This is a genomic window from Pseudomonas sp. SWRI179, from assembly GCF_014268705.1.
GTDB classification, from domain to species: Bacteria; Pseudomonadota; Gammaproteobacteria; order Pseudomonadales; family Pseudomonadaceae; genus Aquipseudomonas; species Aquipseudomonas zanjanensis.
Window position 1 is genome coordinate 1 of the sequence record NZ_JABWRA010000051.1, and the last position, 24,894, is coordinate 24,894.

24 protein-coding genes are annotated in these 24,894 nt (G+C 62.7%); 17 read left to right on the plus strand and 7 right to left on the minus strand.

The genetic code is table 11. From position 1 onward, the window contains the following. Positions 1 to 293: 293 nt before the first annotated feature. From HU767_RS23430 to HU767_RS23445, 4 genes are all read right to left on the minus strand, one after another. Complete coding sequence (locus tag HU767_RS23430; RefSeq protein WP_186730582.1) at positions 294 to 563, minus strand: DUF3613 domain-containing protein; 270 nt, start codon at positions 561 to 563, stop codon at positions 294 to 296. Positions 564 to 585: 22 nt separating this feature from the next. Continuing rightward, positions 586 to 1,299 (minus strand): tetratricopeptide repeat protein, encoded by a 714-nt coding sequence (locus HU767_RS23435; protein ID WP_186730583.1) that lies wholly within the window; start codon positions 1,297 to 1,299, stop codon positions 586 to 588. 56 nt (positions 1,300 to 1,355) lie between these two features. Continuing rightward, a complete protein-coding gene (locus HU767_RS23440; RefSeq protein WP_186707171.1) occupies positions 1,356 to 2,579 on the minus strand; it encodes a type II and III secretion system protein family protein in 1,224 nt (407 codons plus the stop codon). A gap of 582 nt (positions 2,580 to 3,161) precedes the next feature. Continuing rightward, a complete protein-coding gene (locus HU767_RS23445; protein ID WP_186730584.1) occupies positions 3,162 to 3,788 on the minus strand; it encodes an alanyl-tRNA editing protein in 627 nt (208 codons plus the stop codon). Between the two features lie 91 nt (positions 3,789 to 3,879). Between HU767_RS23445 and HU767_RS23450 the strand changes: the two genes are divergently transcribed. Beyond that, on the plus strand, positions 3,880 to 4,878 hold the full coding sequence (locus tag HU767_RS23450) for a LysR family transcriptional regulator (RefSeq protein ID WP_186730585.1): 999 nt from the start codon (positions 3,880 to 3,882) through the stop codon (positions 4,876 to 4,878). Positions 4,879 to 5,307: 429 nt separating this feature from the next. Here HU767_RS23450 and HU767_RS23455 read toward each other — a convergent pair whose 3' ends face one another. Then, positions 5,308 to 5,715 carry a PA2817 family protein gene (locus tag HU767_RS23455; protein WP_186707174.1) on the minus strand — a complete coding sequence of 136 codons (408 nt, stop codon included), beginning with the start codon at positions 5,713 to 5,715 and terminating at the stop codon, positions 5,308 to 5,310. 103 nt (positions 5,716 to 5,818) lie between these two features. After that, positions 5,819 to 8,266, minus strand: a complete 2,448-nt coding sequence (locus HU767_RS23460) for an acyl-CoA dehydrogenase (protein ID WP_186730586.1) — start codon at positions 8,264 to 8,266, stop codon at positions 5,819 to 5,821. A 420-nt stretch (positions 8,267 to 8,686) separates the two neighbouring features. Here HU767_RS23460 and HU767_RS23465 point away from each other — a divergent pair, with 420 nt between their 5' ends. From HU767_RS23465 to HU767_RS23480, 4 genes are all read left to right on the plus strand, one after another. Next, on the plus strand, positions 8,687 to 9,346 hold the full coding sequence (locus tag HU767_RS23465; protein WP_186730587.1) for a transglutaminase family protein: 660 nt from the start codon (positions 8,687 to 8,689) through the stop codon (positions 9,344 to 9,346). A 45-nt stretch (positions 9,347 to 9,391) separates the two neighbouring features. Then, positions 9,392 to 10,015, plus strand: coding sequence for a glutathione S-transferase (locus tag HU767_RS23470; RefSeq protein ID WP_186730588.1), 624 nt, complete (start codon positions 9,392 to 9,394; stop codon positions 10,013 to 10,015). Between the two features lie 136 nt (positions 10,016 to 10,151). Next, positions 10,152 to 11,084 carry an ABC transporter ATP-binding protein gene (locus HU767_RS23475; protein WP_186730589.1) on the plus strand — a complete coding sequence of 311 codons (933 nt, stop codon included), beginning with the start codon at positions 10,152 to 10,154 and terminating at the stop codon, positions 11,082 to 11,084. A gap of 2 nt (positions 11,085 to 11,086) precedes the next feature. After that, positions 11,087 to 11,866, plus strand: a complete 780-nt coding sequence (locus HU767_RS23480) for an ABC transporter permease (RefSeq protein WP_053124195.1) — start codon at positions 11,087 to 11,089, stop codon at positions 11,864 to 11,866. 169 nt (positions 11,867 to 12,035) lie between these two features. Here the strand turns inward: HU767_RS23480 and HU767_RS23485 are convergent, their stop codons facing one another. Continuing rightward, positions 12,036 to 12,551, minus strand: coding sequence for a DUF2062 domain-containing protein (locus HU767_RS23485; RefSeq protein ID WP_046063671.1), 516 nt, complete (start codon positions 12,549 to 12,551; stop codon positions 12,036 to 12,038). Between the two features lie 145 nt (positions 12,552 to 12,696). On the opposite strand from HU767_RS23485, the gene HU767_RS23490 reads away from it, so the two are divergent. The 12 genes from HU767_RS23490 (at position 12,697) to HU767_RS23545 (ending at position 24,190) form a co-directional block, all read left to right on the plus strand. Further along, positions 12,697 to 14,943 (plus strand): DNA internalization-related competence protein ComEC/Rec2, encoded by a 2,247-nt coding sequence (locus HU767_RS23490; protein WP_186707179.1) that lies wholly within the window; start codon positions 12,697 to 12,699, stop codon positions 14,941 to 14,943. Between the two features lie 95 nt (positions 14,944 to 15,038). After that, on the plus strand, positions 15,039 to 15,674 hold the full coding sequence (locus HU767_RS23495; RefSeq protein WP_024616893.1) for a MotA/TolQ/ExbB proton channel family protein: 636 nt from the start codon (positions 15,039 to 15,041) through the stop codon (positions 15,672 to 15,674). Then, a complete protein-coding gene (locus tag HU767_RS23500) occupies positions 15,671 to 16,099 on the plus strand; it encodes a biopolymer transporter ExbD (protein ID WP_186707180.1) in 429 nt (142 codons plus the stop codon). The genes HU767_RS23495 and HU767_RS23500 overlap by 4 nt, the downstream gene beginning before the upstream one ends. Next, entirely contained in the window at positions 16,099 to 17,109 is a 1,011-nt protein-coding gene (gene lpxK / locus HU767_RS23505; RefSeq protein ID WP_186730590.1) for a tetraacyldisaccharide 4'-kinase, read from the plus strand. Before HU767_RS23500 ends, lpxK begins: the two co-directional genes overlap by 1 nt. Positions 17,110 to 17,132: 23 nt before the next feature. Beyond that, positions 17,133 to 17,318 carry a Trm112 family protein gene (locus HU767_RS23510; protein WP_003179363.1) on the plus strand — a complete coding sequence of 62 codons (186 nt, stop codon included), beginning with the start codon at positions 17,133 to 17,135 and terminating at the stop codon, positions 17,316 to 17,318. After that, positions 17,315 to 18,079, plus strand: a complete 765-nt coding sequence (gene kdsB, locus HU767_RS23515) for a 3-deoxy-manno-octulosonate cytidylyltransferase (protein ID WP_186730591.1) — start codon at positions 17,315 to 17,317, stop codon at positions 18,077 to 18,079. Before HU767_RS23510 ends, kdsB begins: the two co-directional genes overlap by 4 nt. Next, positions 18,079 to 18,543 carry a low molecular weight protein-tyrosine-phosphatase gene (locus HU767_RS23520; RefSeq protein ID WP_186707183.1) on the plus strand — a complete coding sequence of 155 codons (465 nt, stop codon included), beginning with the start codon at positions 18,079 to 18,081 and terminating at the stop codon, positions 18,541 to 18,543. The genes kdsB and HU767_RS23520 overlap by 1 nt, the downstream gene beginning before the upstream one ends. Further along, a complete protein-coding gene (murB, locus tag HU767_RS23525; protein ID WP_186707184.1) occupies positions 18,540 to 19,559 on the plus strand; it encodes a UDP-N-acetylmuramate dehydrogenase in 1,020 nt (339 codons plus the stop codon). Before HU767_RS23520 ends, murB begins: the two co-directional genes overlap by 4 nt. A 266-nt stretch (positions 19,560 to 19,825) precedes the next feature. Then, positions 19,826 to 20,296, plus strand: a complete 471-nt coding sequence (locus HU767_RS23530) for a (2Fe-2S)-binding protein (RefSeq protein ID WP_053123841.1) — start codon at positions 19,826 to 19,828, stop codon at positions 20,294 to 20,296. After that, positions 20,293 to 22,608 carry a xanthine dehydrogenase family protein molybdopterin-binding subunit gene (locus HU767_RS23535; RefSeq protein WP_186730592.1) on the plus strand — a complete coding sequence of 772 codons (2,316 nt, stop codon included), beginning with the start codon at positions 20,293 to 20,295 and terminating at the stop codon, positions 22,606 to 22,608. Before HU767_RS23530 ends, HU767_RS23535 begins: the two co-directional genes overlap by 4 nt. Next, the gene (locus HU767_RS23540; protein WP_186730593.1) at positions 22,608 to 23,579 is read left to right on the plus strand and encodes an XdhC family protein; all 972 of its coding nucleotides are present in this window, start codon (positions 22,608 to 22,610) and stop codon (positions 23,577 to 23,579) included. The genes HU767_RS23535 and HU767_RS23540 overlap by 1 nt, the downstream gene beginning before the upstream one ends. Before the next feature lie 20 nt (positions 23,580 to 23,599). Next, complete coding sequence (locus HU767_RS23545; RefSeq protein WP_186730594.1) at positions 23,600 to 24,190, plus strand: nucleotidyltransferase family protein; 591 nt, start codon at positions 23,600 to 23,602, stop codon at positions 24,188 to 24,190. Positions 24,191 to 24,894: the final 704 nt, after the last annotated feature.

A 24,894-nucleotide genomic window follows, 5' to 3' on the forward strand; every position in this document is an offset into this window, starting at 1 on the left:
ATCGAAACACCGCACCTGTGGCGAGGGAGCTTGCTCCCGCTGGGCTGCGCAGCGGCCCCGGCTTCTTGCGGCGGCTCTGCACCATTGTGTGAGCGAGCTTGCGCGCGATAGCGGTGGGTCAGTTTGGATTGATGTTGGATGTGCAGCCGCCTTCGCGAGCGAGCCCGCTCCCACAGGTTCAGGCCTGTGGTCTGGCGGCCGCTCAAGCTAAAAGACCGCAGCCCTCGGCAGTCCCTGCATCGGATCAAATGCAGGGACTGTCGAAGGCTGCGGTGTTTCGTTTCCAGCGTGTTTCATTTGCCGCTGGTAATTTCTCCTGCCGAGTCCTGGTCAAAGAACTCCGGGATCGGATAGTTGAAGCTGTTGAGCCAACGCTGCATGGCCATCTCGCGCTCGGCGGCCGAGGCGGTTTGCAGGTGGGTGGAGGCCGCCACGCCGCGAATCTGCAGTTGCATCCAGCTCTCGGTGCCTTGCTGAGCGACCGAGGAGGGGCCTGGCTCAATGGCCCAGGCGGCGGTGGACAGGCCCACCATGCACACGATCATCAATTGTTTGGTCATCATTTCTTGAACTCCTCGTAACGCTCTACTTGACCGCGCCGGTTGAAGCATCGACAACTTCGGTCAGGCGGTTGGCGGGTGACGTCACTGCCTGAGGGGCCGAGCCCCTGATTTTTTCCGCACGGGCCTGGGCATCTGCTACTTGCCGGGGGCTGAGCTTGGCCATGTTGGCGAGCTCGGCGGCCTGCTTCCAGTTGTCCTGGTAAATCAGCAGGGTCACCATGTTGATCGCGGCCAGCGTGTCGGACTGCTGGAGCTCCATGGCGGTCATGAACTCGAAGCGGGCTTCTGAAATGCGCCGCTGGTTGAGGTAGACCACCCCCAGGTCATTGCGGATCTTGCCCTCGGTCGGGGCCATTTTCGCGGCGCGTTCGAGGTACTGTGTCGCGGCCGCATTGTCATGTTTGGCCGCCGCCAGCTGACCCAGGCCATGTTCACCGTCAGCGGCCAGGCACGTCCCCTGCAGGCTTTTATACAGCGGTTCGGCCTCGTTGCGGCCCATCAGCCGCAGCACCCGAGCCTTGCGCAGGCGGACCTGGACCAAGTCCTCGGGCAAGCGTTCGAGGTTCGCCAGGCTGGCGTATAGACGGCCCTCGTTGGCCATGTCTTCCGCCATGTTCAGGGCCAGCTCCTGGTCGGCCCCGGGCTTGGCACAATCGGCCGAGCGTGAAGCCACCACACCGTTGCTGGCGCAGCCGGCAAGCATCAAGGCCGCCGTTAAAGCGATCACTGTTTTCATGGAATACCCCTTGGCGAGCCGTTGGACATCGAACGCCTTGCACATCAGGCGCCGGCTCATTGGGAAAGCCCGCTGCGGTTGTCAAACTCGCCACTTTCAAGGAAGTACATGCGATAGAAGTTCGGGTCGTAATTGCGCAGTTGCTCGCCGGGCAAGCTCGGCAGTTGCGCGTTGGCTGCCAATGGTTGGACCAGGTGTGGGGTGACGATCATCAACAGTTCGCGTTCTTCGCGGTTGATGGAATTGTCACGAAAGAACGCGCCGAGAATCGGCACGTCGCCCAGCCCTGGAAACTTGTTCACCTGGGAGCTGTTACGGGTGCTGATCAGGCCGCTGATGACAAAACTTTCGCCATCGGCCAGGGCGATGCTGGTATCGGTGCGGCGTACCGTGAGGGCGGGTACCAATGTCCCGGCGATGTTCACGGCGTTGGTGAAGTCCAGCTCACTGACTTCCGGCGCCACCTTCAAGACGATGCGATTCTTGCCGATGACGGTGGGGGTCAGGGTCAGGCGGATGCCGAACTCCTTGTACTCGATGGACACGTTGTCGCTGCCTGCGCTGGGCACCGGGATCGGCACTTCGCCGCCGGCCAGGAAACTCGCACTCTGCCCGCTGAGGGCCACCAGGCTCGGCCGCGCCAGTGTGTAGGCGAAACCGCTGCCTTCCAGGGCGTTGATCATCAAGAGGGTCTTACCGGTGGCGAACGACAGGTTGAACATGTCGTTATTGACCGGCAATGAAGGCCGGACCACACCGCCGATGGTGGGCAAGGTCCTTGGCGAACCGAACAGGAAATTGCCGCGGGTGCCGAAAATCGAGGTCGAGGCTTCCTTGAGCTTGGTCCGGCTGACTTCCACGAAACGGATGTCGGTCTGTACCTGGGCGAGCAGCATCGGGTCTTCGGAAGGCATGCTCGCAGCGCTCGTCAGCGCCTCAGTGGCCCGGCCTCTGACAAAGACCATGCTCTGGCGCGGTATTTTCGAACAGTCGGTCCAGACCATCAGGCTGGTGGCGCCGGGCGCCAGGCCCGTGAGGATGAAGGCATCGCTGCCACTGGGTTGCACATCGGCGATTTTCGGGTCGCCGACGGCCAGTTTCGTCACGGGGGCGAGGATGCGCAGTTCGCTCTGGAGCCCTTGGCCAACCTCGAAGGTCGCCGGCAAGCTGTCCAGTTGTGAACAGTTCGCCGCTGCGGCCTGCGCCGCTTCCAAGCCAAGACTCATCCAGAACAGGCCGTGAATGAAATGTTTTAAAACGGGTGCGGTGCGCTGGGTCATGAAGTGATCCTCGATGGAGAGGCCTTCCCTAGGCTTGCCTGATGCCTCGGATCACTTAAGAGGCCCGGGCTGCCCCTTTTCATCTCGCCAGATTGTTCATGAGTACCGGCTTCAGGCCTCATCGCTACCAGCGAACGGGCGCATTACACCGGCCCGACTGAACGACAGGCAGCTTGCGAACAACCTTTTTGGGTCCCGGGATCTCCGGGATTGTCGAGGGCAGTGACGGTATCGATCAGGGCGTATGAGGCACTTTTTACCGGCCCCGTCCTCGCTTGTGTTTGACGGTAGTTCACGCATGGCAAAGCGCCACGTCTCGGGACAAAAAAATGACTAAAAGCTGACGGGCGGAAAAGTTGGTGAAAATTCGCGTCAATAATCTGTCTTTTGTTGCGGTTTTCGGTTGACGTATTCACATGGAAAGGAAGGGGTTTAGCTATCCTGTGGTGGGTTCAGGAGAACATGTTGGTTTATCTGAAGAGCAGGACGCAGTGCCGATCGAGGTTCTCGACGGTAAGGATCTAAGGGCTGATCCATGTATAGGCCTGCGAACCGCTATCAGGCCGCACGCTACGGTGGGTGTCAGTCCACGTGATAATGAACTGACAACGTTCCTTTCTTCTCTGAAAGCGAGGCGATGGTGACCGCTCCCAGTTCCTGCAGCCGCCGTATATGGGTGCCGCCGCAGCCGTAGGCGGTCAGCTCACCGAAGCCGACTTCCCGCGTGCCTTGGCGAAGTGCGACCAGGCGAGGCAGGTCCTCGGCGATCCAGGCATCGATGCCCTGCTGGATGATCGATGTATCCAGCTCCTTGGCATGTTCGCCGGGCTGGAACTGTACGCGGCTTTCGCCGGGCCAGTGGTGGGCCTTGATCGGCTTCCAGCCACGGCTTTCGGCGAAATGGCCGATCAGGTGTCCGGCCGAGTGCAGGCGTGAGTTCAGCAACCGCCGTTGCTCATCCACGCGGATCGTGGCCATGCCCGGGGCCACTGGGCGATCGACGTAATGAACGATCTGTTGCCCGTCCTGAACGACGCGCAGCACCTGGGCGTCGTCGATCCATCCGGTGTCGCAGGGCTGACCGCCGCCCTGGGGATGGAACAGGGTGGCGCGCAGTACCACGGCAAATTCATTTTCCTGGGGGCTGCAATCCAAGACTTCCGCGTTGGCCTTGAGGTCATCGCTATGGAAAAAAAGGCGAAGCGTCATATTCCATATCCTTATCAGAATTTCCTGTCGCGATTATAAAGTATGCTGAAATTGGTGATAATCCGTTCCAATTTCAAAGGACTGTTGCGCCATGAGCACAAATCTACCGTTGCCGTTGCTTGCCGAAATGGCCATCTTCGTCAAGGTCGTGGAGACCGGCAGCTTTTCCGAAGCGGCCCGTCAATCCGGCTCATCGCCGTCGGCCATCAGCCGCAGCATTTCCCGCCTGGAGAAAGCCCTGGCGACCCGATTGTTGCAGCGCACCACCCGCAAGTTGCGCTTGAGCGATGGCGGGGAAGAGGTGTTCAAGCGCTGCCAGGAAATGGTCGCCGCCGCTCGATCGGTGATGGAAATCAGCGGCCAGTTCACCCAGGAAGCGCAAGGGCGTATCCGCGTCAGTGTGCCCAAGGCGGTAGGGCGTTTCGTGATTCATCCCCACATGCCTGAATTCTTGCGCCGTTATCCCAAGGTCGATGTGGAGCTGTTCCTGGAAGATAGACAGGTCGACTTGATCGATGATCATGTCGACCTGGCCATCCGGATTACCGATCAACCGCCGGCCGGGCTGGTGGGGCGCCAATTGCTGACCGTTGACCACTTGCTCTGCGCCACGCCGCAATACCTGGCGGAACACGGCGTTCCCACGCATCCCCACGACTTGCTGGAGCACAGCTGCATTTACCTGGGAGAAACCCCGAACGATGCGCGCTGGAAATTCAAGAAGGGCAGCAAGGCCGTCACCGTAGCCGTGCGCGGACGCTATGCGGCCAATCACACGGGCGTGCGGTTGGGGGCGGTTTTGCAGCACATCGGCATCGGTAGCCTGCCGTATTTTACCGCCCGACATGCCTTGGAACAGGGGTTGATCGTGCAGGTGCTGGCTGACTGGACGTTCCTGGCTTCCTACCACGGTGGCTTGTGGTTGCTGCATTCGCCGACCCGCTACCTGCCGCCGAAGCTGCGGGTGTTCATTGATTATCTGGTGGAGTGCCTGGCGAAGGAGCCGACCTTGAACAAAGTGGGCACGGGGAGTCGGTCCGGCAAGGTCGCGGCGCACTATGAATTGCCGGAGAGTGATGGGTTGTTCTGACGGGCGCCATCGCGAGCAAGAGGTCTGCTGTGCACATAAATCATGTGATCATTTACAAACCAGTGTGGGAGCGGGCTTGCTCGCGAAGACGGCAGTACAGGTAACATCGTCGCAAGCTGACCCAGCGCTTTCGCGAGCAAGCCCGCTCCCACAGGGGAGCTGTGGCGCACATGAATTCCTATGATCAACCGCAACCTGTGTGGGAACGGGCTTGCTCGCGAAGACGGCAGTATAGGTAACATCGTCGCAAGCTGACCCGACGCTTTCGCGAGCAGGGGGGCTGTGGCGCACATGAATTCCTATGATCAACCGCAACCAGTGTGGGAGTGAGCCTGCTCGCGATGAGGCCCATCCAGGCAACACACTTTGCCCAGACAAAAAAAGGCCCGCAGGGTGAACCGTGCGGGCCTTTTGCATGACGGATCGTTATCAGTGCTTGCTGTCCTGGTCCGACATCGCCAGCAATTGCTTTTCCTGGTTCCAGTCGAAAGGCTCGTCGTTCTGCTCGGCTTCGAAACGACGCTCTTCCAGGGCTTGGTACAGGGCGATTTCTTCGTCGGGCATATAGTGCAGGCAGTCACCGGCGAAGTACCAGAGCAGGTCGCGAGGCACCAGGTGGGCGATCTGTGGATAACGGACGATTACCTGGCACAGCAGGTCCTGACCCAGGTACTGGCTTTCGATCGGGTCGACGGGCAGTTGCGCGCGCAGTTCGTCGAAGCGCTCCAGGAACAAGGCGTGGCTTTCTTCGGGCACCTGTTCGGCCTCACCCACGGCGACCAGGATGCTGCGCAAATGGTCAAGCAAGATAAGGTGGTCGGCAACGATGTTGGACACGAGATAAGTCCTCAAGAGCAAAACGGGCGCAGGAGTATAAAGCCCTTGCGCCCGCTTTTATAGTTGAAGAGCTATAGCTGGCGAGCGTACCTGGCCGTCAGCGTCAACGGACCTTGTCCTGCGCCAGTGTCAGCTCGTCCTTATCGAAATCATCCACATCGATGACCTTGCGCCGCGCCGCCTCGGCCGCGCGCAAGGTCTGCGCTTCGCCGGCTTGCAGCACACCGGCGTCCAGCGCCGCGTCGATGAGGGGTTCGCCTGGCGCCGGGTTGAGCTGGCCCTGCTTGAGCGCACCGTGCAGTTTCTTGTGCAGCGGATGGGCGGCCGCCAGCAGATCGGCGGCGTGTTGCAAGGCGCCCACCGGGTCGTCGGTCGATTGCGGACGATAGCAACCTTGCAGCAACTCTTCGAGGGTCGGGTCACCCTTGGGGCGGCCAATGACCGCGGCGACCTCGGCGTCGAGCCTGTCGCTCGGGCCTTTGTGACGACGACCGAAGGGGAACACCACCAGGCGCAACAGACAACCCAGCACCCGGTTCGGAAAGTTGCCCAGCAGCTCATCCAGCGCGCGTTCCGCCTGGCCGAGGCTTTCCTCCATGGCCCAGTTGAACAGCGGCGCCATGTGCTCCGGCGAATCGAGGTCGTGATAACGCTTGAGCGCGGCGGACGCCAGGTACAGGTTGCTCAAGACATCGCCCAAGCGGGCCGACAGGCGTTCGCGGCGTTTGAGCTCGCCGCCCAGCAGCATCATGCTCAGGTCTGCCAGAAGGGCGAATGCCGCTGCCTGGCGGTTGAGGGCGCGAAAATACCCCTGGCTCAAGGCATTGCCGGGTGCTCTCTCGAAATGCCCCAGGCCCAAGTTGAGCACCAGGGTGCTGGCGGCGTTGCTGACCGCGAATCCGATGTGCTTGAGCAACAAGGCATCGAACTCGACCAGTGCCTGGTCCTTGTCTTCACGGGTCGCCAAGGCCATTTCCTTGAGCACGAACGGATGGCAGCGAATGGCGCCCTGGCCGAAGATCATCAGGTTGCGCGACAGAATGTTCGCGCCTTCGACCGTGATGAAGATCGGCGCACCTTGCCAACTGCGACCCAGGTAGTTGTTCGGGCCCATGATGATGCCCTTGCCGCCATGCACGTCCATGGCGTGGCTGATGCACTCGCGACCGCGTTCGGTCAGGTGGTACTTGAGAATGGCCGACAGCACCGAGGGTTTTTCCCCAAGGTCCACCGCGTTGGCGGTCAGCATGCGTGCCGCATCCATCATCCAGGCATTGCCGCCGATGCGCGCCATGGCTTCCTGGATGCCTTCGAATGCCGACAACGGTACGTTGAACTGCTCACGCACCTGGGCGTACTGGCCCGTTACCAGGCTGGTGAATTTCGCCGCACCGGTGCCCACCGCCGGCAAGGAAATCGAGCGTCCGACCGACAGGCAGTTCATCAGCATCATCCAGCCCTTGCCGAGCATGGCCTGGCCACCAATCAGGAAGTCCAGCGGGATGAACACGTCCTTGCCCCAGTTCGGCCCGTTCATGAACGCGGCGCCGAGGGGAAGGTGACGGCGGCCGATGTGCACGCCAGGGGTGTCGGTGGGAATCAAGGCGAGGCTGATGCCCAGGTCCTCTTCGTCACCCAGCAGGTGATCGGGGTCATACGCCTTGAACGCCAGGCCCAAGAGGGTGGCCACCGGGCCGAGGGTGATGTAGCGCTTTTCCCAGTTCAGGCGCAGGCCGAGGGTTTCCTGACCCTCCCATTCACCCTTGCAGATGATGCCGGTGTCGGGCATGGCTCCGGCGTCAGAGCCGGCCAGCGGCCCGGTCAGGGCGAAGCAGGGAATGTCGTCGCCACGGGCCAGGCGCGGCAGGTAGTGGTCGCGTTGTTCATCGGTGCCGTAGTGCAGCAGCAGTTCCGCCGGGCCGAGGGAGTTTGGGACCATGACGGTGGAGGCCAGGTCGCCGCTGCGGGTGGCCAGTTTCATCGCCACCTGGGAGTGGGCATAGGCGGAGAAGCCCTTGCCGCCATATTCCTTGGGGATGATCAGCGCGAAGAACCCGTGCCTCTTGATGTGCGCCCAGGCTTCAGGCGGCAGGTCCATGGCCTGGCCGATCTGCCAGTCGCTGACCATCGCGCAGAGTTCTTCGGTGGGGCCGTCGAGGAACGCTTGCTCCTCCTCCGTCAGTTGCACCTTGGGGTAAGACAGCAGCAGGTCCCAGTCCGGGCGGCCGCTGAACAGTTCGCCGTCCCACCACACCGTGCCGGCATCGATGGCGTCGCGCTCGGTCTCGGACATGGGCGGCAGGGTTTTCTGGAACCAGTCGAACATCGGCGCACTGAAATATTTGCGGCGCAGGTCCGGTAGCAGCAGCGGGGCCGCGACAGCCGCGAGCGCCACCCAGAGGATCAGCAGCAGCCAGCCGGGCGCATGGCTGAAAATGCCCATGGCGAACAGGTAGACCGCGACGATACCCAGCGCGGGCAGCGGGTCGGTGCGCCGATGCGCCAGCCAGGCGATCCCGACGACCAAGACCAGTATCCACAACAACAGCATATGTAATCCTCCGTGAACCAAGGCAAAACCGACCTTCAGAGCTTAGACGGCCTCTGCAAAACCGGCGGTCAGCGCGATGTGATTGATTTCGTGGGAAACCCTGGGTTCATTGCGCCAGTCTGGTTGGCAACAGCCGTGGGAAATCGTTCGTTATCGAAGTGAGAAAACGCCATTGTTTGGCAGGAATGCCGTTATCGCTGGGCTGGGGCTGTGGATAGACTCGTGTTTTCCCGATGCCAATACACCAACCCTTGTTGTGGTGCAGACGCTTACCGTGGCGAGGGAGCTTGCTCCCGCTCGGTTGCGCAGCAACCGTAAAAGCCGGGGGGCCGCTACGCAGCCCAGCGGGAGCAAGCTCCCTCGCCACAAGGATCTGGTTCGGCATACCAGCGGTGATGTTTCCCAAGAGGTCTTCCTTTTATGCAGCAATACCTGAACCCCAGCCGCTTCATCGACAGCGATCACCCCGCGGTCATCGACTTCGCCGACACCCACCGCGGCGCCGATCGCGACCCGCTGGCCCAGGCGGTCAGCCTGTATTACGCCGTGCGCGAGGCTGTGCGCTACAACCCCTACACCTTCAGCCGTGACCCGGCGACCCTGCGCGGCAGTTACGCGTTGATGGCCGGCGAAAGCTATTGCGTGCCCAAGGCCACCTTGCTGGCCGGATGCGCCCGGCATTGTGGCATCCCGGCGCGTATTGGCCTGGCGGATGTCCGTAATCACCTGTCTACGCCGCGCCTGCTGGCATTGCTCAGGAGCGACGTGTTTGCCATGCACGGTTATACCGAGCTGTACCTGGGCGACCGCTGGGTCAAGGCCACGCCGGCTTTCAACCAGGGTTTGTGCGAGTTGTTCGATGTGGCCCCGCTGGAGTTCGACGGTCGCCACGACAGCGTCTTCCACCCGTTCAATCGGCAAGGGGCGAAGCTGATGGAGTACGTCACCGAGCACGGCCAGTTCGCCGATGTGCCCGAGGCCTTCTTCTTCGAACACCTGGAAAAATGCTATCCGCACCTGTTCGGCGAGCAGGTGCCGCGCTTGCTCGGCGACATGCAGGGCGATTTGAGTCGCGCCTGATCCGGCGTATGCTGCTGCGGCATTTATCCATCGAGGGACGCCGTGATGCTGAAGATATGGGGCCGGAAAAATTCATCGAATGTGCGCAAGGCGTTGTGGTGCGCAGAAGAGTTGGGGCTGGCCTACGAGGCCATCGATGCCGGCGGGGCATTCGGTGTGGTGGACACGCCCGAGTACCGTGCGAAAAACCCCAACGGCCGCGTGCCGATGATCGAGGACGACGGCTTCGTACTTTGGGAATCCAACACCATCGTGCGTTACCTGGCGGCGGGCCATGCGTCGGGCTCGGCCTGGTATCCGGCTGACGTGCAGGCACGGGCCCAGGCTGAGAAGTGGATGGACTGGACCACATCCAGCTTTGCCGCACCGTTTCGCACGGTGTTCTGGGGCGTCTTGCGTACCCCGGCCGAACAACAGGACTGGGCGGCCATCGATGCGGCGATCCAGGAATGTGACGACTTGCTGGCGATGGTCGAGCAGACCTTGAGCGAGCAACCTTACCTGTCGGGAGATGAAATCGGCATGGGCGACATTCCCCTGGGCAGTTTCATTTATGCCTGGTTCGAGATGCCCATCCAGCGCGCCGAGCGGCCTGGTGTACAGGCCTGGTACGGGCGGTTGCAGGAGCGTGCGGCCTACCGCAAGGCCGTCATGACCGCGTTGACTTAATACTTACTATCGACACGCTTGACTGTACTTGTGCGGCGACGCCAAGCACCATTGCCTTCGTGCGCCGTGGTTGTATTGCTCGCCGCCCGCCCTTATCTATTCTTTTCTTCCCTCCCTTCTTGGTGCGTAATCCGATATGAGTTCCGCTCTGTCCATCCGGCAGTTAACCAAAACCTACGGCAACGGTTTCCAGGCCCTGAGTGGTATCGATCTGGATGTCGCCGAAGGTGATTTCTTCGCCTTGCTCGGCCCTAACGGTGCCGGAAAATCCACCACCATCGGCATTCTTTCCACCCTGGTGAACAAGACCAGCGGCACGGTGAATGTCTTTGGTCATGACCTGGACCGCGAGCCCGCCGCCCTCAAGCGCTGCATCGGCGTGGTGCCCCAGGAGTTCAACTTCAACCAGTTCGAAAAGACCTTCGACATCGTCGTGACCCAGGCCGGTTACTACGGCATCCCGCCGAAGATCGCCAACGAGCGCGCCGAGCAATACCTGACCCAACTGGGCCTGTGGGACAAGCGTGACGTGCCGTCCCGCTCGCTGTCCGGCGGCATGAAACGTCGACTGATGATCGCCCGCGCGTTGGTGCATGAGCCGCGCCTGCTGATCCTCGACGAGCCGACCGCCGGCGTGGATATCGAGCTGCGTCGTTCGATGTGGAGCTTCCTGACCGAGCTGAACCAGAAAGGCATCACCATCATCCTCACCACCCATTACCTGGAAGAGGCTGAGCAGTTGTGCCGCAACATCGGCATCATCGACCACGGCACCATCGTCGAAAACACCAGCATGCGCCAGTTGCTCAGCCAACTGCATGTGGAGACCTTCCTGCTGGACCTTAAAGGCGACCTGATGACCGCGCCCCAGCTCATCGGTTATCCGGCTCGCCTGGTGGACAGCCACACCCTGGAAGTGCAAGTGGACAAAGCCGCGGGCATCACCGGCTTGTTCACCCAACTGGCCCTGCAAAACATTGAAGTGCTGAGCTTGCGCAACAAAACCAATCGCCTCGAGGAGTTGTTCGTGTCCCTGGTGGAGAAAAATCTGGCGAAGGTGGCGGTATGAGCATGAGTTCCGAACTGCGCCCCAACCTCATCGCCCTCAATACCATCGTCTACCGTGAAGTCCGCCGCTTCATGCGGATCTGGCCACAGACGCTGCTGCCGCCGGCCATCACCATGGTCCTGTACTTCGTGATCTTCGGTAACCTGATCGGCCGGCAGATCGGCGACATGGGTGGCTTCACGTACATGGACTACATCGTGCCGGGGCTGATCATGATGTCGGTGATCACCAACTCCTACGGCAACGTGGTGTCGAGTTTCTTCGGCAGCAAGTTCCAGCGTTCGATCGAAGAGCTGATGGTCTCGCCGGTGTCGCCCCATACGATTCTCATCGGCTACACCCTGGGCGGTGTACTGCGCGGCCTGGCGGTGGGCCTGATCGTGACGCTGCTGTCGTTGTTCTTCACCGATCTGCAGGTGCATCACTTGGGGGTGACGGTCTTGGTGGTGGTGCTCACTGCCACGATCTTTTCGCTGCTGGGTTTCATCAATGCCGTGTTTGCGCGCAACTTCGATGACATCTCCATCATCCCGACGTTCGTGCTCACGCCGCTGACCTACCTGGGCGGGGTGTTCTACTCGATCTCCCTGCTGCCGCCGTTCTGGCAGACCGTGTCCCTGGCCAACCCGGTGCTGCACATGGTCAACGCCTTTCGCTACGGCATCCTCGGTGTGTCGGACATCAAGATCAGCATCGCCATCACCTTCATGCTGGTGGCGACCGTGGTGCTCTACATCGGCTGCGCGCGGTTGCTGGTCAGCGGGCGCGGGATGCGTACCTGACAAGACCGCGTCGCCTTCTTCGCGAGCAAGCCCGCTCCCACATTCGATATTCAGTGAACGCAAGATTGGCGTTTGGCATGGATCAGTGTGGGAGCGGGCTTGCTCGCGAAGAGGCCAGCAAGAACACCACAAAAAAAGGCCTCCATTCCCAAGAGGCCTTTTTTGCATCTCACATCCGGCTTTTCTTGCGCCGCCTCCACTGTCGAGCCACCCACCAGCGCCAATAACTCATGGTGACGAAGTAGGCCAGGGCGCCGAGCACCAGGCCGGTCACCACCGAGCCCAGCAGGAACGGCTGCCACAAGGTGGACAACTGGCCGCTGATCCATTCCCAGGTCAGTTCTTCGGGCAGTGTCCGGGCGGGCACGTCCATCAGCCAGGCGCCGGTCTGGTAGGTGCAGAAAAACACCGCCGGCATGGTGATCGGGTTGGTCAGCCACACCAGGCTCACCGCAATCGGCATATTGCCGCGCACCGTAACGGCCAGCGCCGCGGCCAGCAACATCTGCAACGGGATCGGCAGGAACGCGGCGAACAGGCCAACGGCCATCGCCCGGGCCACTGAGTGCCGATTGAGGTGCCAAAGATTGGGATCGTGCAGCAGGGTACCGAGAAAACGTAAGGACTTATGTTCCCGAATGCTCTCTGGGTCTGGCATGTAACGTTTGAATAGGCGCCGGGGCATAAGGCTTCTCGGTCGGTTCAACGCAATTAAAGCCGCAAGTATGTCTGGATTCTACGGCTGGCAGATTCAGACTTTGTGACAATTGATAACGCCAGCGGTGCCGCGAACCGTCTATGCCTGAAGAGGGCACTCTCAAGGACGGGTTATGCGCACAGGATTAGTCGCGCTTGCATTGGGGCTGGTGGCCCCGATTTTTTTACCGGCACTGCCGCCGTTGTGGCTGGTTGCAGCCATGCCGCTGCTGGCGTTGATGGTGTTGCCGTTTCGAACCTACCCGCTGGGTTTTTTCCTGTTCGGGCTGGCCTGGGCCTGCCTGTCGGCGCAGTGGGCGCTGGACGATCGGTTACCCGCAACCCTGGACGGAGAAACCCGCTGGGTCGAAGGGCGCGTCGTCGGTTTGCCGCAACAGGGCGACGGCGTGGTGCGCTTCGAACTGGCCGATGTCCAATCACGTCGTACCCGCTTACCGAAAACGCTGCGCCTCGCCTGGTTTGGTGGCCCGTCCGTCAACAGCGGCGAACGCTGGCGATTGGCCGTGAAGCTCAAGCGACCCGCCGGGTTGCTGAACCCGCACGGCTTCGATTATGCCGCCTGGTTGTTGAGCCGGGGTATCGGCGCGACCGGGACGATCAAGCAAGGGCATCTCCTGCAAGCGGCCCGGGGCGCCTGGCGTGACGAGGTGCGCCAGGCGCTGGCACAGGTCGATGCCTACGGCCGCTCCGGTGCGCTGGCGGCATTGGTCCTGGGCGACGGTGGCGGGCTGAGTCGCGAGGATTGGCAGGTTTTGCAGGACACCGGCACCGTTCATTTGTTGGTGATTTCCGGGCAACACATCGGCCTGCTTGCCGGCCTGGTGTACCTGCTGGTGGCCGGCGCGGCGCGTTATGGCCTTTGGCCGGCGGGGCTCGCGTGGTTGCCTTGGGCCTGTGCGCTGGCCTTTTGCGCCGCCCTGGGCTACGGCTTGCTCGCCGGGTTCGAGGTGCCGGTGCGACGGGCCTGCGCGATGATCGGCCTGGTGTTGTTGTGGCGCTTGCGCTTCAAGCAGCCCGATCCCTGGTGGGCTTGGCTGCTGGCCTTCGCCGGGGTGCTGGTGTTCGACCCGCTCGCCAGCCTGCGGCCGGGATTTTGGTTGTCGTTCGCGGCCGTCGCCATCTTGATGTTCACCTTTGGTGCTCGCCTGGGGCCCTGGCGCTGGTGGCAAACCTGGACCCGAGCCCAGTGGCTGGTTGCGCTCGGCCTGTGTCCGCTGCTGTTGATCGTGGGCTTGCCGGTCAGCCTCAGCGGACCGCTGGTGAACCTGTTCGCGGTGCCGTGGATCAGCCTGCTGGTCTTGCCACCGGCGCTGCTCGGCACGGCGTTGTTGCCAGTGCCGCTCATCGGCGAAGGGCTGCTGTGGATCGCCGGCGGTTTACTCGATCTGCTGTTCAGGGGGCTGGCGTTGGTGGCTGGGCGATTGCCCGCCTGGGTGCCGGTTGCGGTCCCGTCCTGGGCCTTGGGTATCGCCGCCCTGGGGGCTTTTCTGCTGCTATTGCCCAAAGGGGTGCCGCTGCGCTTGCTGGGGTGGCCGATGGTCTTGCTGATGGTGTTCCCGCCGCGAGAGAACCTGCCGCCAGGGCACGCCGAGGTCTGGCAACTGGACGTCGGCCAAGGACTGGCGGTGCTGGTACGCACCCGGCATCACACCTTGCTTTACGACGCCGGGCCGCGTTTTGGCGAGGCCGATGTGGGCGAACGTGTCGTGCTGCCGACCTTGCGTAAACTCGGCGTGCATGGCTTGGACCTGATGCTTCTCAGCCATGCCGACGCCGATCACGCCGGCGGCGCTCGCGCCGTGCGCAAGGGGCTGCCGACGATGGAAGTGATCAGTGGCGATCCCGACGCGCTGCCTGAGCAATTGCAGGCCGGGCCTTGCGACAGCGGCAGGCGTTGGGAGTGGGATGGCGTCGGGTTCGAACTGTGGCGGTGGGCCTCTGCCGTCGAAAGCAACCAGAAGTCCTGCGTCCTGCTGGTGGAGGCCGGCGGCGAACGCCTGCTGCTGACCGGCGATATCGACACCCCTGCCGAGCGCGCCCTGCTCGACGAAGCCTTGGCGCTGCCGATCCAGTGGCTGGCCGCGCCTCATCACGGCAGCCGCAGCTCGTCGTCGATGGCCTTGCTGTCGCGCCTCAAGCCGCATTCGGTGCTGATCTCCCGAGGGCAGGGCAACGCGTTCGGTCATCCCCATCCCCAAGTGATGGCCCGGTACCGCCGCTCGGGCCTGGCGATTTACGACAGCGCCGAGCAGGGTGCCATTCGTCTGCAACTGGGCGCGTTCGAGTTGCCACGCACCGAGGCCGGGCACCGACGCTACTGGCGCGATCCGCCCGCCGTCGGGCCACCGCGGCAACATTGATCCAGGGCAATCGGCGGATGCGCTTATCGGCGGGACGGGTCTGCAAGGCGAGTCTGTGTGATAAAGTGGCGCACTTTTTCGAGGGGGCAGTCACTGTGTGGGAATTGGTCAAATCCGGCGGCTGGATGATGTTGCCGATCATTCTGAGTTCCATCGCGGCACTGGGTATCGTTGCCGAACGCCTGTGGACCCTGCGGGCCAGCCGCGTGACCCCGGAGCATCTGCTCGGGCAGGTCTGGGTCTGGATCAAGGACAAGCAGCTGAACAAGGACAAGCTCAAGGAGCTGCGGGCCAGTTCGCCGCTGGGGGAAGTCCTCGCGGCTGGCCTGGCGAACTCCAAGCATGGTCGCGAGATCATGAAGGAGTGCATCGAGGAGGCCGCCGCCCGGGTCATCCATGAACTGGAGCGCTACATCAATACCCTGGGCACCATCGCCGCCATGTCCCCGCTGCTGGGCCTGCTGGGTACGGTGCTGGGCATGATCGACATCTTCAGCGCATTTACCGGTTCCGGCATGACCACCAACGCCGCCGTACTGGCAGGGGGTATTTCCAAGGCCCTGATCACTACCGCCGCTGGCCTGATGGTCGGTATTCCGGCGGTGTTCTTCCATCGATTCCTGCAACGCCGCGTCGACGAGTTGGTGGTGGGCATGGAGCAGGAAGCCATCAAGCTGGTCGAGGTGGTGCAGGGTGACCGTGACGTGGACCTGGCTGGGGGCAAGAAGTGAAATTCCGCCGCAAGCCCCGGGAAAACATCGAGATCAACCTCGCGTCGCTGATCGACGTGGTGTTCATCCTGCTGCTGTTTTTCGTCGTGACCACCACGTTCACCCGGGAAACCCAGCTCAAGGTTGAGTTGCCGGAAGCCGTCAGCGGCTCGCCGGCCGAAGACCAGCAACTCAAGAACCTGGAAGTCACTATCAGCGCCGAAGGGGCGTTCTCGGTGAACAACCATTTGCTGCCCAAGAGCGACCTGGCGAGCCTGATCGAGGCCTTGCAGAAAGAGTCTGGCGGCGACACCAACCTGCCGCTGTCCATCAGCGCCGACGGCAAGACCCCTCATCAATCGGTGATCACCGCCATGGACGCGGCCGGCAAGCTCGGTTTCAGCCATCTGCGCATGACCACGGTCGAGGCGGCTCCGGCACCCTGATGGCCATGTCCGATCGATTGCTTGCCGCGTGGTACGAAGGCCACCCGGCCCTGAACTTGCTGCGCCCACTGGAATGGTTGTACCGGCGGGTGGTGGTGGGCAAGCGCGAGCGTTTCCTGGCAGGTGAAGGTCAGATCTACCAGCCGCCCGTGCCGTTGGTGGTGGTGGGCAATATCACTGTTGGTGGCACCGGCAAGACGCCGTTGATCCTGTGGCTGATCCAGCACTGCCAGCGCAGTGGCCTGCGGGTCGGGGTGGTCAGCCGGGGCTATGGTGCCAAGCCGCCGCAACTGCCGTGGCGGGTCGCGGCCGAGCAGGGCGCCGATGTCGCGGGGGACGAGCCGTTGTTGATCGTCCAGCGCACGGGCGTGCCGCTGATGATCGACCCCGATCGCAGTCGCGCGGTCCAGGCGCTGCTGGAGAGCGAACCGCTGGACCTGATCCTGTCCGACGATGGCATGCAGCATTATCGGTTGGCCCGGGACCTTGAGCTGGTGCTGATCGACAGCGCCCGCGGCCTCGGCAACCGACGTTGCCTGCCTGCCGGGCCATTGCGCGAGCCGGTGGAGCGCCTGCAATCGGTCGACGCCGTGCTGTACAACGGTGCCAGTGCCGACCGCGAAGACGGCTTCGCCTTCCAACTGCGTCCCACCGAACTGGTGAACCTGGCCAGCGGCGAGCGCCGTCCCCTCGACCATTTTCCATCCGGCCAGGCCTTGCACGCCGTGGCCGGCATCGGCAATCCCCAGCGTTTCTTCAAGACCCTCGAAACGCTACACTGGCGGCCCATACCGCACGGGTTTGCCGACCATGCCGAATACAGCGCCCAGGCCTTGAATTTCACGCCATCCCTGCCGGTGGTCATGACGGAAAAAGACGCGGTCAAATGCCGTGCCTTCGCCGCGCCCGACTGGTGGTACCTGGCGGTGGACGCCGCGCCGTCGCCGGCCTTCGCGGCCTGGTTCGATACGCAGTTGATGCGCCTGTTGCCGGATCGGCTCTTGCCTTAACACCTTTTACCCAGGGGAATTCCATGGACACCAAACTGCTCGATATTCTGGCCTGCCCAGTCTGCAAAGGCCCGCTCAAGCTCAGCGCCGACAAGACCGAACTGATCAGCAAGGGCGCCGGCCTGGCTTACCCGATTCGCGACGGCATCCCGGTGATGCTCGAAAGCGAAGCCCGTACCCTGACCACCGACGAGCGCCTGGATAAATGACTACCGCCTTTACCGTTGTCATTCCGTCGCGCTTTGCCTCGACGCGCCTGCCCGGCAAGCCGCTGCTGTCGATTGCCGGCAAGCCGATGATCCAGCATGTCTGGGAACAAGCCTGCAAAAGCAACGCCCAGCGCGTCGTGGTGGCGACTGACGATGCGCGCATCGTCGAGGCCTGCAAAGGCTTTGGCGCCGAGGTCGTACTGACGCGGGAAGACCATAATTCCGGCACCGATCGCCTGGCGGAAGTCGCGGCGAAGCTTGGACTGGCCGCCGACGCGATCGTCGTCAATGTGCAAGGTGACGAGCCGTTGATCCCGCCGAGCGTGATCGATCAGGTCGCCGCCAACCTCGCGGCCCACACCGAAGCGCGCATGGCCACCCTGGCCGAGCCGATCGAGGATGTGCAGACCTTGTTCAACCCCAACGTGGTCAAGGTGGTCAGTGACCTCAATGGCCTGGCATTGACTTTCAGCCGCGCGACGTTGCCCTGGGCGCGGGATGCCTTCGCCCAAGGCCGCGACGTGCTGCCAGAAGGCGTGCCGTACCGCCGTCACATCGGCATCTACGCCTACCGCGCCGGTTTCCTCCAGGACTTCGTCACCTGGGGCCCGTGCTGGCTGGAAAACACTGAAGCGCTGGAACAACTGCGGGCCTTGTGGCATGGCGTGCGGATCCATGTCGCCGATGCGTTGATCGCCCCGCCGACCGGTGTCGACACCGCCGAAGACCTCGAGCGCGTTCGTCGCCTGCTGGAGGCTTGATGCGGGTCCTGTTCGTCTGCCTCGGCAATATCTGCCGCTCGCCCACCGCCGAAGGCATCTTGCGCCACAAGTTGCGCGAGGCCGGGCTGGCTGGACAGGTGGAAGTCGCTTCCGCCGGCACCGGTGACTGGCACGTCGGCAAGGCCCCGGACAAGCGCAGCCAGGCCGCGGCCCTGCGGCGTGGCTACGACTTGTCGGCCCAGCGCGCGCAACAAGTGACGCGCGCCGACTTTGCCGCCTACGACCTGATCCTGGCGATGGACAGCAGTAACTTGCGCAATCTCCAGGCCCTGCAACCGGCGAAGGGCAGGGCCGAGCTGGATCTGTTCCTGCGGCGCTACGAAGCCGAACTCGACGATGTGCCGGACCCGTATTACGACGGCGAGCAGGGTTTCGAGCAGGTGCTGGACTTGATCGAACGCGCCACGGATCGCCTGGTGATCGAATTGAAGGGGCGGTTATGACCTTGCAGGTGCGGGCGGGCGTCAGCCTCAAGCCCTTCAACAGTTTTGGCGTGGACGTCAGCGCCCGCTTGTTCGCCGAAGCCCACAGCGACGCCGATGTACGCCAGGCGCTGGCCTACGCCAGCGAACATGGCGTGCCGTTGCTGATGATCGGCGGCGGCAGCAACCTGCTGCTGACCGGCGACATCGATGCCTTGGTGGTGCGCATGGCCAGCCAGGGGATCCGCCTGGTCAGCGATGACGGCGAGCGGGTGGTGGTCGAGGCCGAAGCCGGGGAACCCTGGCATCCCTTCGTCCAGCACACGCTGGCACAAGGCTGGTCGGGCCTGGAAAACCTCAGCCTGATTCCCGGTACTGTAGGCGCGGCACCGATGCAAAACATCGGCGCCTACGGTGTGGAGATCAAGGATGTCTTCGCTGGCCTCACCGCGCTGGATCGCCAGACCGGCGAATTGCACGAGTTCACCCTCGAAGAATGCCGTTTCGCCTACCGCGACAGCCTGTTCAAGCAACAGGCCGGGCGCTGGTTGATCCTGCGGGTGCGTTTCGCCCTCAGTCGCGCTGCGCACTTGCACCTGGAATACGGTCCCGTCCGCCAGCGATTGACCGAGCAGGGTATCGATCAGCCGACGCCAACGGATGTGAGCCGGGCCATTTGCAGCATTCGCAGCGAAAAACTCCCCGACCCGGCCGTGCTGGGCAATGCCGGCAGTTTCTTCAAGAACCCGCTGGTGCCGGCCACGCACGTGACGCATCTCAAGCAGCAATACCCCGACCTGGTGGCTTATCCACAGCCTGGCGGGCAGATGAAAATCGCTGCCGGCTGGCTGATCGAACGGGCCGGCTGGAAGGGCTTTCGCGAGGGCGATGCCGGGGTGCATAAGTTGCAGGCGCTGGTGCTGGTCAATTACGGCAACGCTACCGGCCCGCAATTGTTGGACCTGGCCCTGCGCATCCAGAAAGACATTGCCGAACGTTTCCAGGTCGAGCTGGAAATGGAGCCGAATCGGTACTGAGCGGCCTTCTCGCAATCGCCTGAAAAAACGCCCTGCACACCCTGCACACGATCATTTGTGCAGGATTGTGCAGGGCGTTTTGCTTGATCCTGGGTTAATTTAGCCTCCTAACGATGCGACCATCGCATCCAAAAGGCCCGATGCAGACGCCTGCGTGCGCTTGCATAAGAGAGCCTGATCAGCCTGAGCCAGTCTGCGCGAACCGAACCGCTAACCCAGCGGCAGATTGCTCGACCCCATAATTCGATCACTGTGCGGGCGTGCCCATGATTACCCTGAAACTCAATGGAAAAGACCATCAACTGGATGTGACCGAGGACATGCCACTGCTGTGGGCTATCCGGGATGTGGCCGGTTACAACGGCACCAAATTCGGCTGCGGCATGGGCCTGTGCGGCGCCTGCACCATCCACATCGACGGCGCCCCGGCGCGCAGCTGCATCACGCCAATCGGTTCGGTGAAAGGGCAGGCCATCAGCACCATCGACGGGCTTCACGCCGACCCGGTCGGGCAAGTGGTCCAGAAGGCCTGGCTCGATACCGCCGTGGCCCAGTGCGGTTACTGCCAGGGCGGGCAGATCATGTCCGCCACGGCGCTGCTCAAGACCAACCCCAACCCGAGCGATGAGCAGATCGAGGAAGCCATGGTCGGCAATCTCTGCCGCTGCGGCACCTACAACCGGATCAAGACCGCGATCCGCCAGGCCTCCACTCACCTGAAGGAGGCCAAGGCATGAGCCGCTTGCCCGATGATTTCGTGCTGAGCAACCTCAGCCGTCGTGGTTTCCTCAAGGGCGCGAGTGCCACCGGTGTGCTGGTGCTGGCGGCCACATGGGGCCTGCCGGAGGCCTTTGCCGAAGAGAAGAAATTTGGCGCCGAGGGCATGCCCCATGGCGCGGTCGACGATCCCAAGGTCTATGTGAGCATTGCCGCCGATGGCAGCGTGACCGTGATCTGCAACCGTTCGGAAATGGGCCAGGGCGTGCGCACCAGCCTGAGCATGGTCGTGGCCGATGAGCTGGAAGCCGACTGGGCACTCGTCAAGGTCAAGCAAGCGCCGGCCGATGAAGCGCGTTTCGGCAACCAGGACACTGACGGCTCGCGCAGCATGCGTCACTGGTACGAGCCGATGCGCCGTTGCGGGGCCGCCGCCCGGACCATGCTGGAACTGGCCGCCGCTGCGCAGTGGAACGTGCCAGTAGGCGAATGCCGTGCGCAGATGCATAAGGTGGTGCACCAGCCTTCGGGGCGCGAACTCGGCTATGGCGAGTTGGCCGCTGCCGCGAGCGCCTTGCCAGTACCTGCCCGTGACAGCCTGCGCCTCAAGCAGCCGTCCGAGTTCCGCTATATCGGCAAGGAAGCGAGCCGGGCCATCGATGGCGCGGACATCGTCAACGGTCGCGCAGTCTTCGGGGCTGACGTGCATTTCGAGGGCATGCTCTATGCCGTCATCGCGCGTCCGCCGGTCTATGGCGGCAAGGTCAAGAGCGTGGACAGCAGCGCGGCGCTGAAGGTGCCGGGCGTGGTCAAGGTGATGTCGATTGAAGGGCGACCGCTGCCCTCGGAGTTCCAGCCGTTGGGCGGCGTGGCGGTGGTGGCGAAAAACACCTGGGCGGCGATCAAGGGTCGCGAGGCCCTGAAGATCCAGTGGGACGACGGCCCGAATGCCGGCTACGACTCCATTGCCTATCGCAAGGAGTTGGAGGCGGCGGCCCTCAAGCCTGGAAAAGTCGTGCGCAGCAGCGGCGACCTCGACGATGCGCTGGCCAAGGCTGATTCGACATTGGAGGCATCGTATTACTTGCCGCACCTGTCGCAATCGCCTATGGAGCCGATGGTTGCCGTCGCTCGGTTCAAGGATGGCCAATGCGAGGCCTGGGCACCGAGCCAGGCGCCGCAGGTCACTCGTGAACGTGTCGCTGAGCGCCTGGGCATTCCTTTCGAGAAGGTTACGGTGAATATCACCTTGTTGGGCGGCGGTTTCGGACGCAAGTCGAAACCCGACTTCGTCGTCGAAGCGGCGGTGCTCGCCAAAGAATTTCCCGGCCAGGCCGTACGCGTGCAGTGGACCCGTGAGGACGATATTCACCACTCGTATTTCCACACCGTGTCGGCCGAATACTTGAAGGCTGGCTTGAACAAGGACGGCATGCCTTCCGGTTGGCTGCATCGCACCGTGGCCCCGACCATCACCGCATTGTTTGCACCGGGCATGACCCACGAGGCGCCGTTCGAAGTGGGCATGGGCGTGACCAACATGGCCTACGCCATTCCCAACCTGCGCCTGGAAAACCCCGAGGCGGTGGCCCATACCCGGGTGGGCTGGTACCGCTCGGTGTCGAACATTCCCCATGGTTTTGCGATCCAGAGCTTCATTGACGAGTTGGCCCACAAGGCCGGCCAGGATCCGCTGAAGTACCACCTCAAGCTGCTGGGCCCGGACCGCAAGATCGATCCGAATAGCCTCAATGACAGTTGGAACTACGGCGAATCCCCCGAGCGTTATCCGATCGATACGGCGCGAATCCGCACGGTGCTGGAAACCGCTGCGAAGGCTGCCGGTTGGGGGCGCGAGTTGCCCAAGGGCCGTGGGTTGGGGCTGGCGGTGCATTACAGCTTCGTCACCTACGTGGCGGCGGCGATTGAAGTCGAGGTCAAGGACGACGGCACGGTGATCGTGCACAAGGCGGACATCGCCGTGGACTGCGGTCCGCAGATCAACCCCGAACGCATCCGCTCACAATTCGAAGGCGCCTGTGTCATGGGCCTGGGCAATGCGATGGTGGGCGAGATCAGCTTCAAGGACGGCAAGGTGCAGCAGGACAACTTCCATATGTATGAAATCGCGCGCATGTCCCTGGCGCCCAAGGACGTGGCGGTGCACCTGGTCACGCCGCCGGGCGAGGTGCCGTTGGGCGGTGTCGGCGAGCCGGGCGTGCCGCCGATTGCGCCAGCCTTGTGCAACGCGATCTTCGCCGCCACGGGCAAGCGTATCCGTAACCTGCCTGTGCGCTATCAGCTGCAAGGCTGGCAACAGGCGAAGGCCTGATGGACAGCGTCGATCTGAATGTCTTGCGCAGCGTGCTTGAATGGCGCCGCGCCGGGCTGCGGGTGGTGTTGTTCACCGTGGTCCAGACCTGGGGCACCGCGCCCAGGCCGCCGGGGGCGATGCTGGCCCTGCGTGAAGATGGCGTGGTGATTGGTTCGGTGTCGGGCGGTTGTGTCGAGGATGACCTGATCGCCCGGTTGCATGACGGCCGCATTCCGGCGGACGGTCCGCCGGTGCAACTGATCACCTATGGCGTTACTCGCGAAGAGGCGGCGCGCTTCGGCCTGCCGTGCGGTGGCACCCTGCGCCTGACCGAAGAGCGGGTGGGCGATCCGCACTGGGTCGCCCAGTTGCTGGAGCGTTGCGAGGCCCATGAAATCGTTGCCCGTGAGCTGACCGTCGCCAGCGGCAACGTGGTCTTGACCCCGGCCGGCAAGACCGACGCTTTGATGTTCGATGGGCAGGTGTTGCGGGCCATTTACGGCCCGCGTTGGCGGCTGCTGCTGATCGGGGCCGGACAACTGTCGCGCTACGTGGCGGAAATGGCCCGGCTGCTGGATTTCGAGGTGCTGATCTGCGATCCGCGCAAGGAGTTCGTCTACGGTTGGGAGGAGCAGCATGGGCGCTTCGTCACCGGCATGCCCGATGAAGCGGTGCTGAGCATCCAGACCGACGAGCGCACGGCCATTGTGGCCCTGACCCATGACCCACGTCTGGACGACATGGCGCTGCTCACGGCCTTGGACTCCAAGGCTTTTTATGTCGGCGCCCTGGGTTCGCGGGTCAACAGCCAGAAGCGCCGGGACAACCTGGCTCAGCTAGGCTTGTCAGCAGAGGCCATTGAACGCTTGCATGGACCGATTGGCTTGCACATCGGCAGTCACACCCCGGCGGAAATCGCCTTGTCGTTGCTGGCGGAAATCGTGGCCATCAAGAATGGCGTGGAGCTGCGGCAGAAAAAGCCGTTGTAAGCCGTGGGCAAGGAGGACGTATGGGCGAGTCGATTGGCGTGATCATCCTGGCAGCGGGAGCGGGCAGCCGTTTCCGCCGGATTGCAGGTCCCGACAAGGATAAATTGCTCGCCGATTGCACCGGGCGTGACGGCGCCGTGCGGTCGGTGATCGAGCAGGTGCTGGTGAATCTGCCGGCCTCCCTGGAAAAGCGTGTGTTGGTGACGAACAAGGACCGGCCACAAGCCATACGCATGGCCCAGGCGTATGGGTGCGATTTCCTGGAGCTGGACTCCCCCGGCCTGGGTGACAGCATCGCCGCGGGTGTCCAGGCTTGCCCTGATCTTGATGGCTGGCTGATAGTGCTGGGCGACATGCCCTTCATCTTGCCGTCGAGCATTGAGCAGGTGACGGCGGGGATTCATGAGGATGGGATCAGCGTGCCGGTCCTGGCTGGGGAGTACGGGCATCCGGTGGGATTTGGTCGTGGGTTTGGGCCGAAATTGATGGCGTTGACTGGAGATCGTGGCGCCAAGGCATTGTTTGCCGGGGCGCAGGTAGTCGAAGTACCGGTGGACGATCCGGGCGTGACGTGGGATGTCGATGTGCCAGAGGCACTGACCTTCAAATAACAGGCGACGCAAAACCCTTTGGGAGCAAGCTCGCGAGGGCGGAGGGTCGTCAATTTGCAGTGATGTTGGATACCACCAGGTTTCTCGGAACAGCACGGTCCTGTGGCGAGGGAGCTTGCTCCCGCTGGGTCGCGCAGCGGCCCCAAAAAGCGATGAGCGCTGCGCACTGGAGCGCCAGCCCGGTCAAGCGGGAGCAAGCTCCCTCGCCACAAAAGCTTCCCAGCCATCACGGCACAGATTGATCAACAGTAAACATTGTGGGAGCGAGCTTGCTCGCGAAAGCGGTTTGGCATTCAACATTGATGCTGGCTGAGCCGACGCTATCGCGAGCAAGCTCGGCTCACACATTGGATCTCCAGTGGATATGAGCCTCGTGCCGGGCCCCGGCCCCTTGTGTGCGAGCGATGGCGCAGGGTCAATTTGCAGTGATGTTGGATACCCCAAGGTTTATGGGAACAGCACGGTCCTGTGGCGAGGGAGCTTGCTCCCGCTGGGTCGCGCAGCGGCCCCCAGAAAGCGATGAGCGCTGCGCACTGGAGCGCCAGCCCGGTCAAGCGGGAGCAAGCTCCCTCGCCACAAGAGCTTCCCAGCCATCACGGCACAGATTGATCAACAGTAAACATTGTGGGAGCTTCGGCGGATATGAGTCTTGTGTCCGGCCCAGTTCCCCTGTGGATAAGTCTGCAGGCATAAAAAAGCCCCGC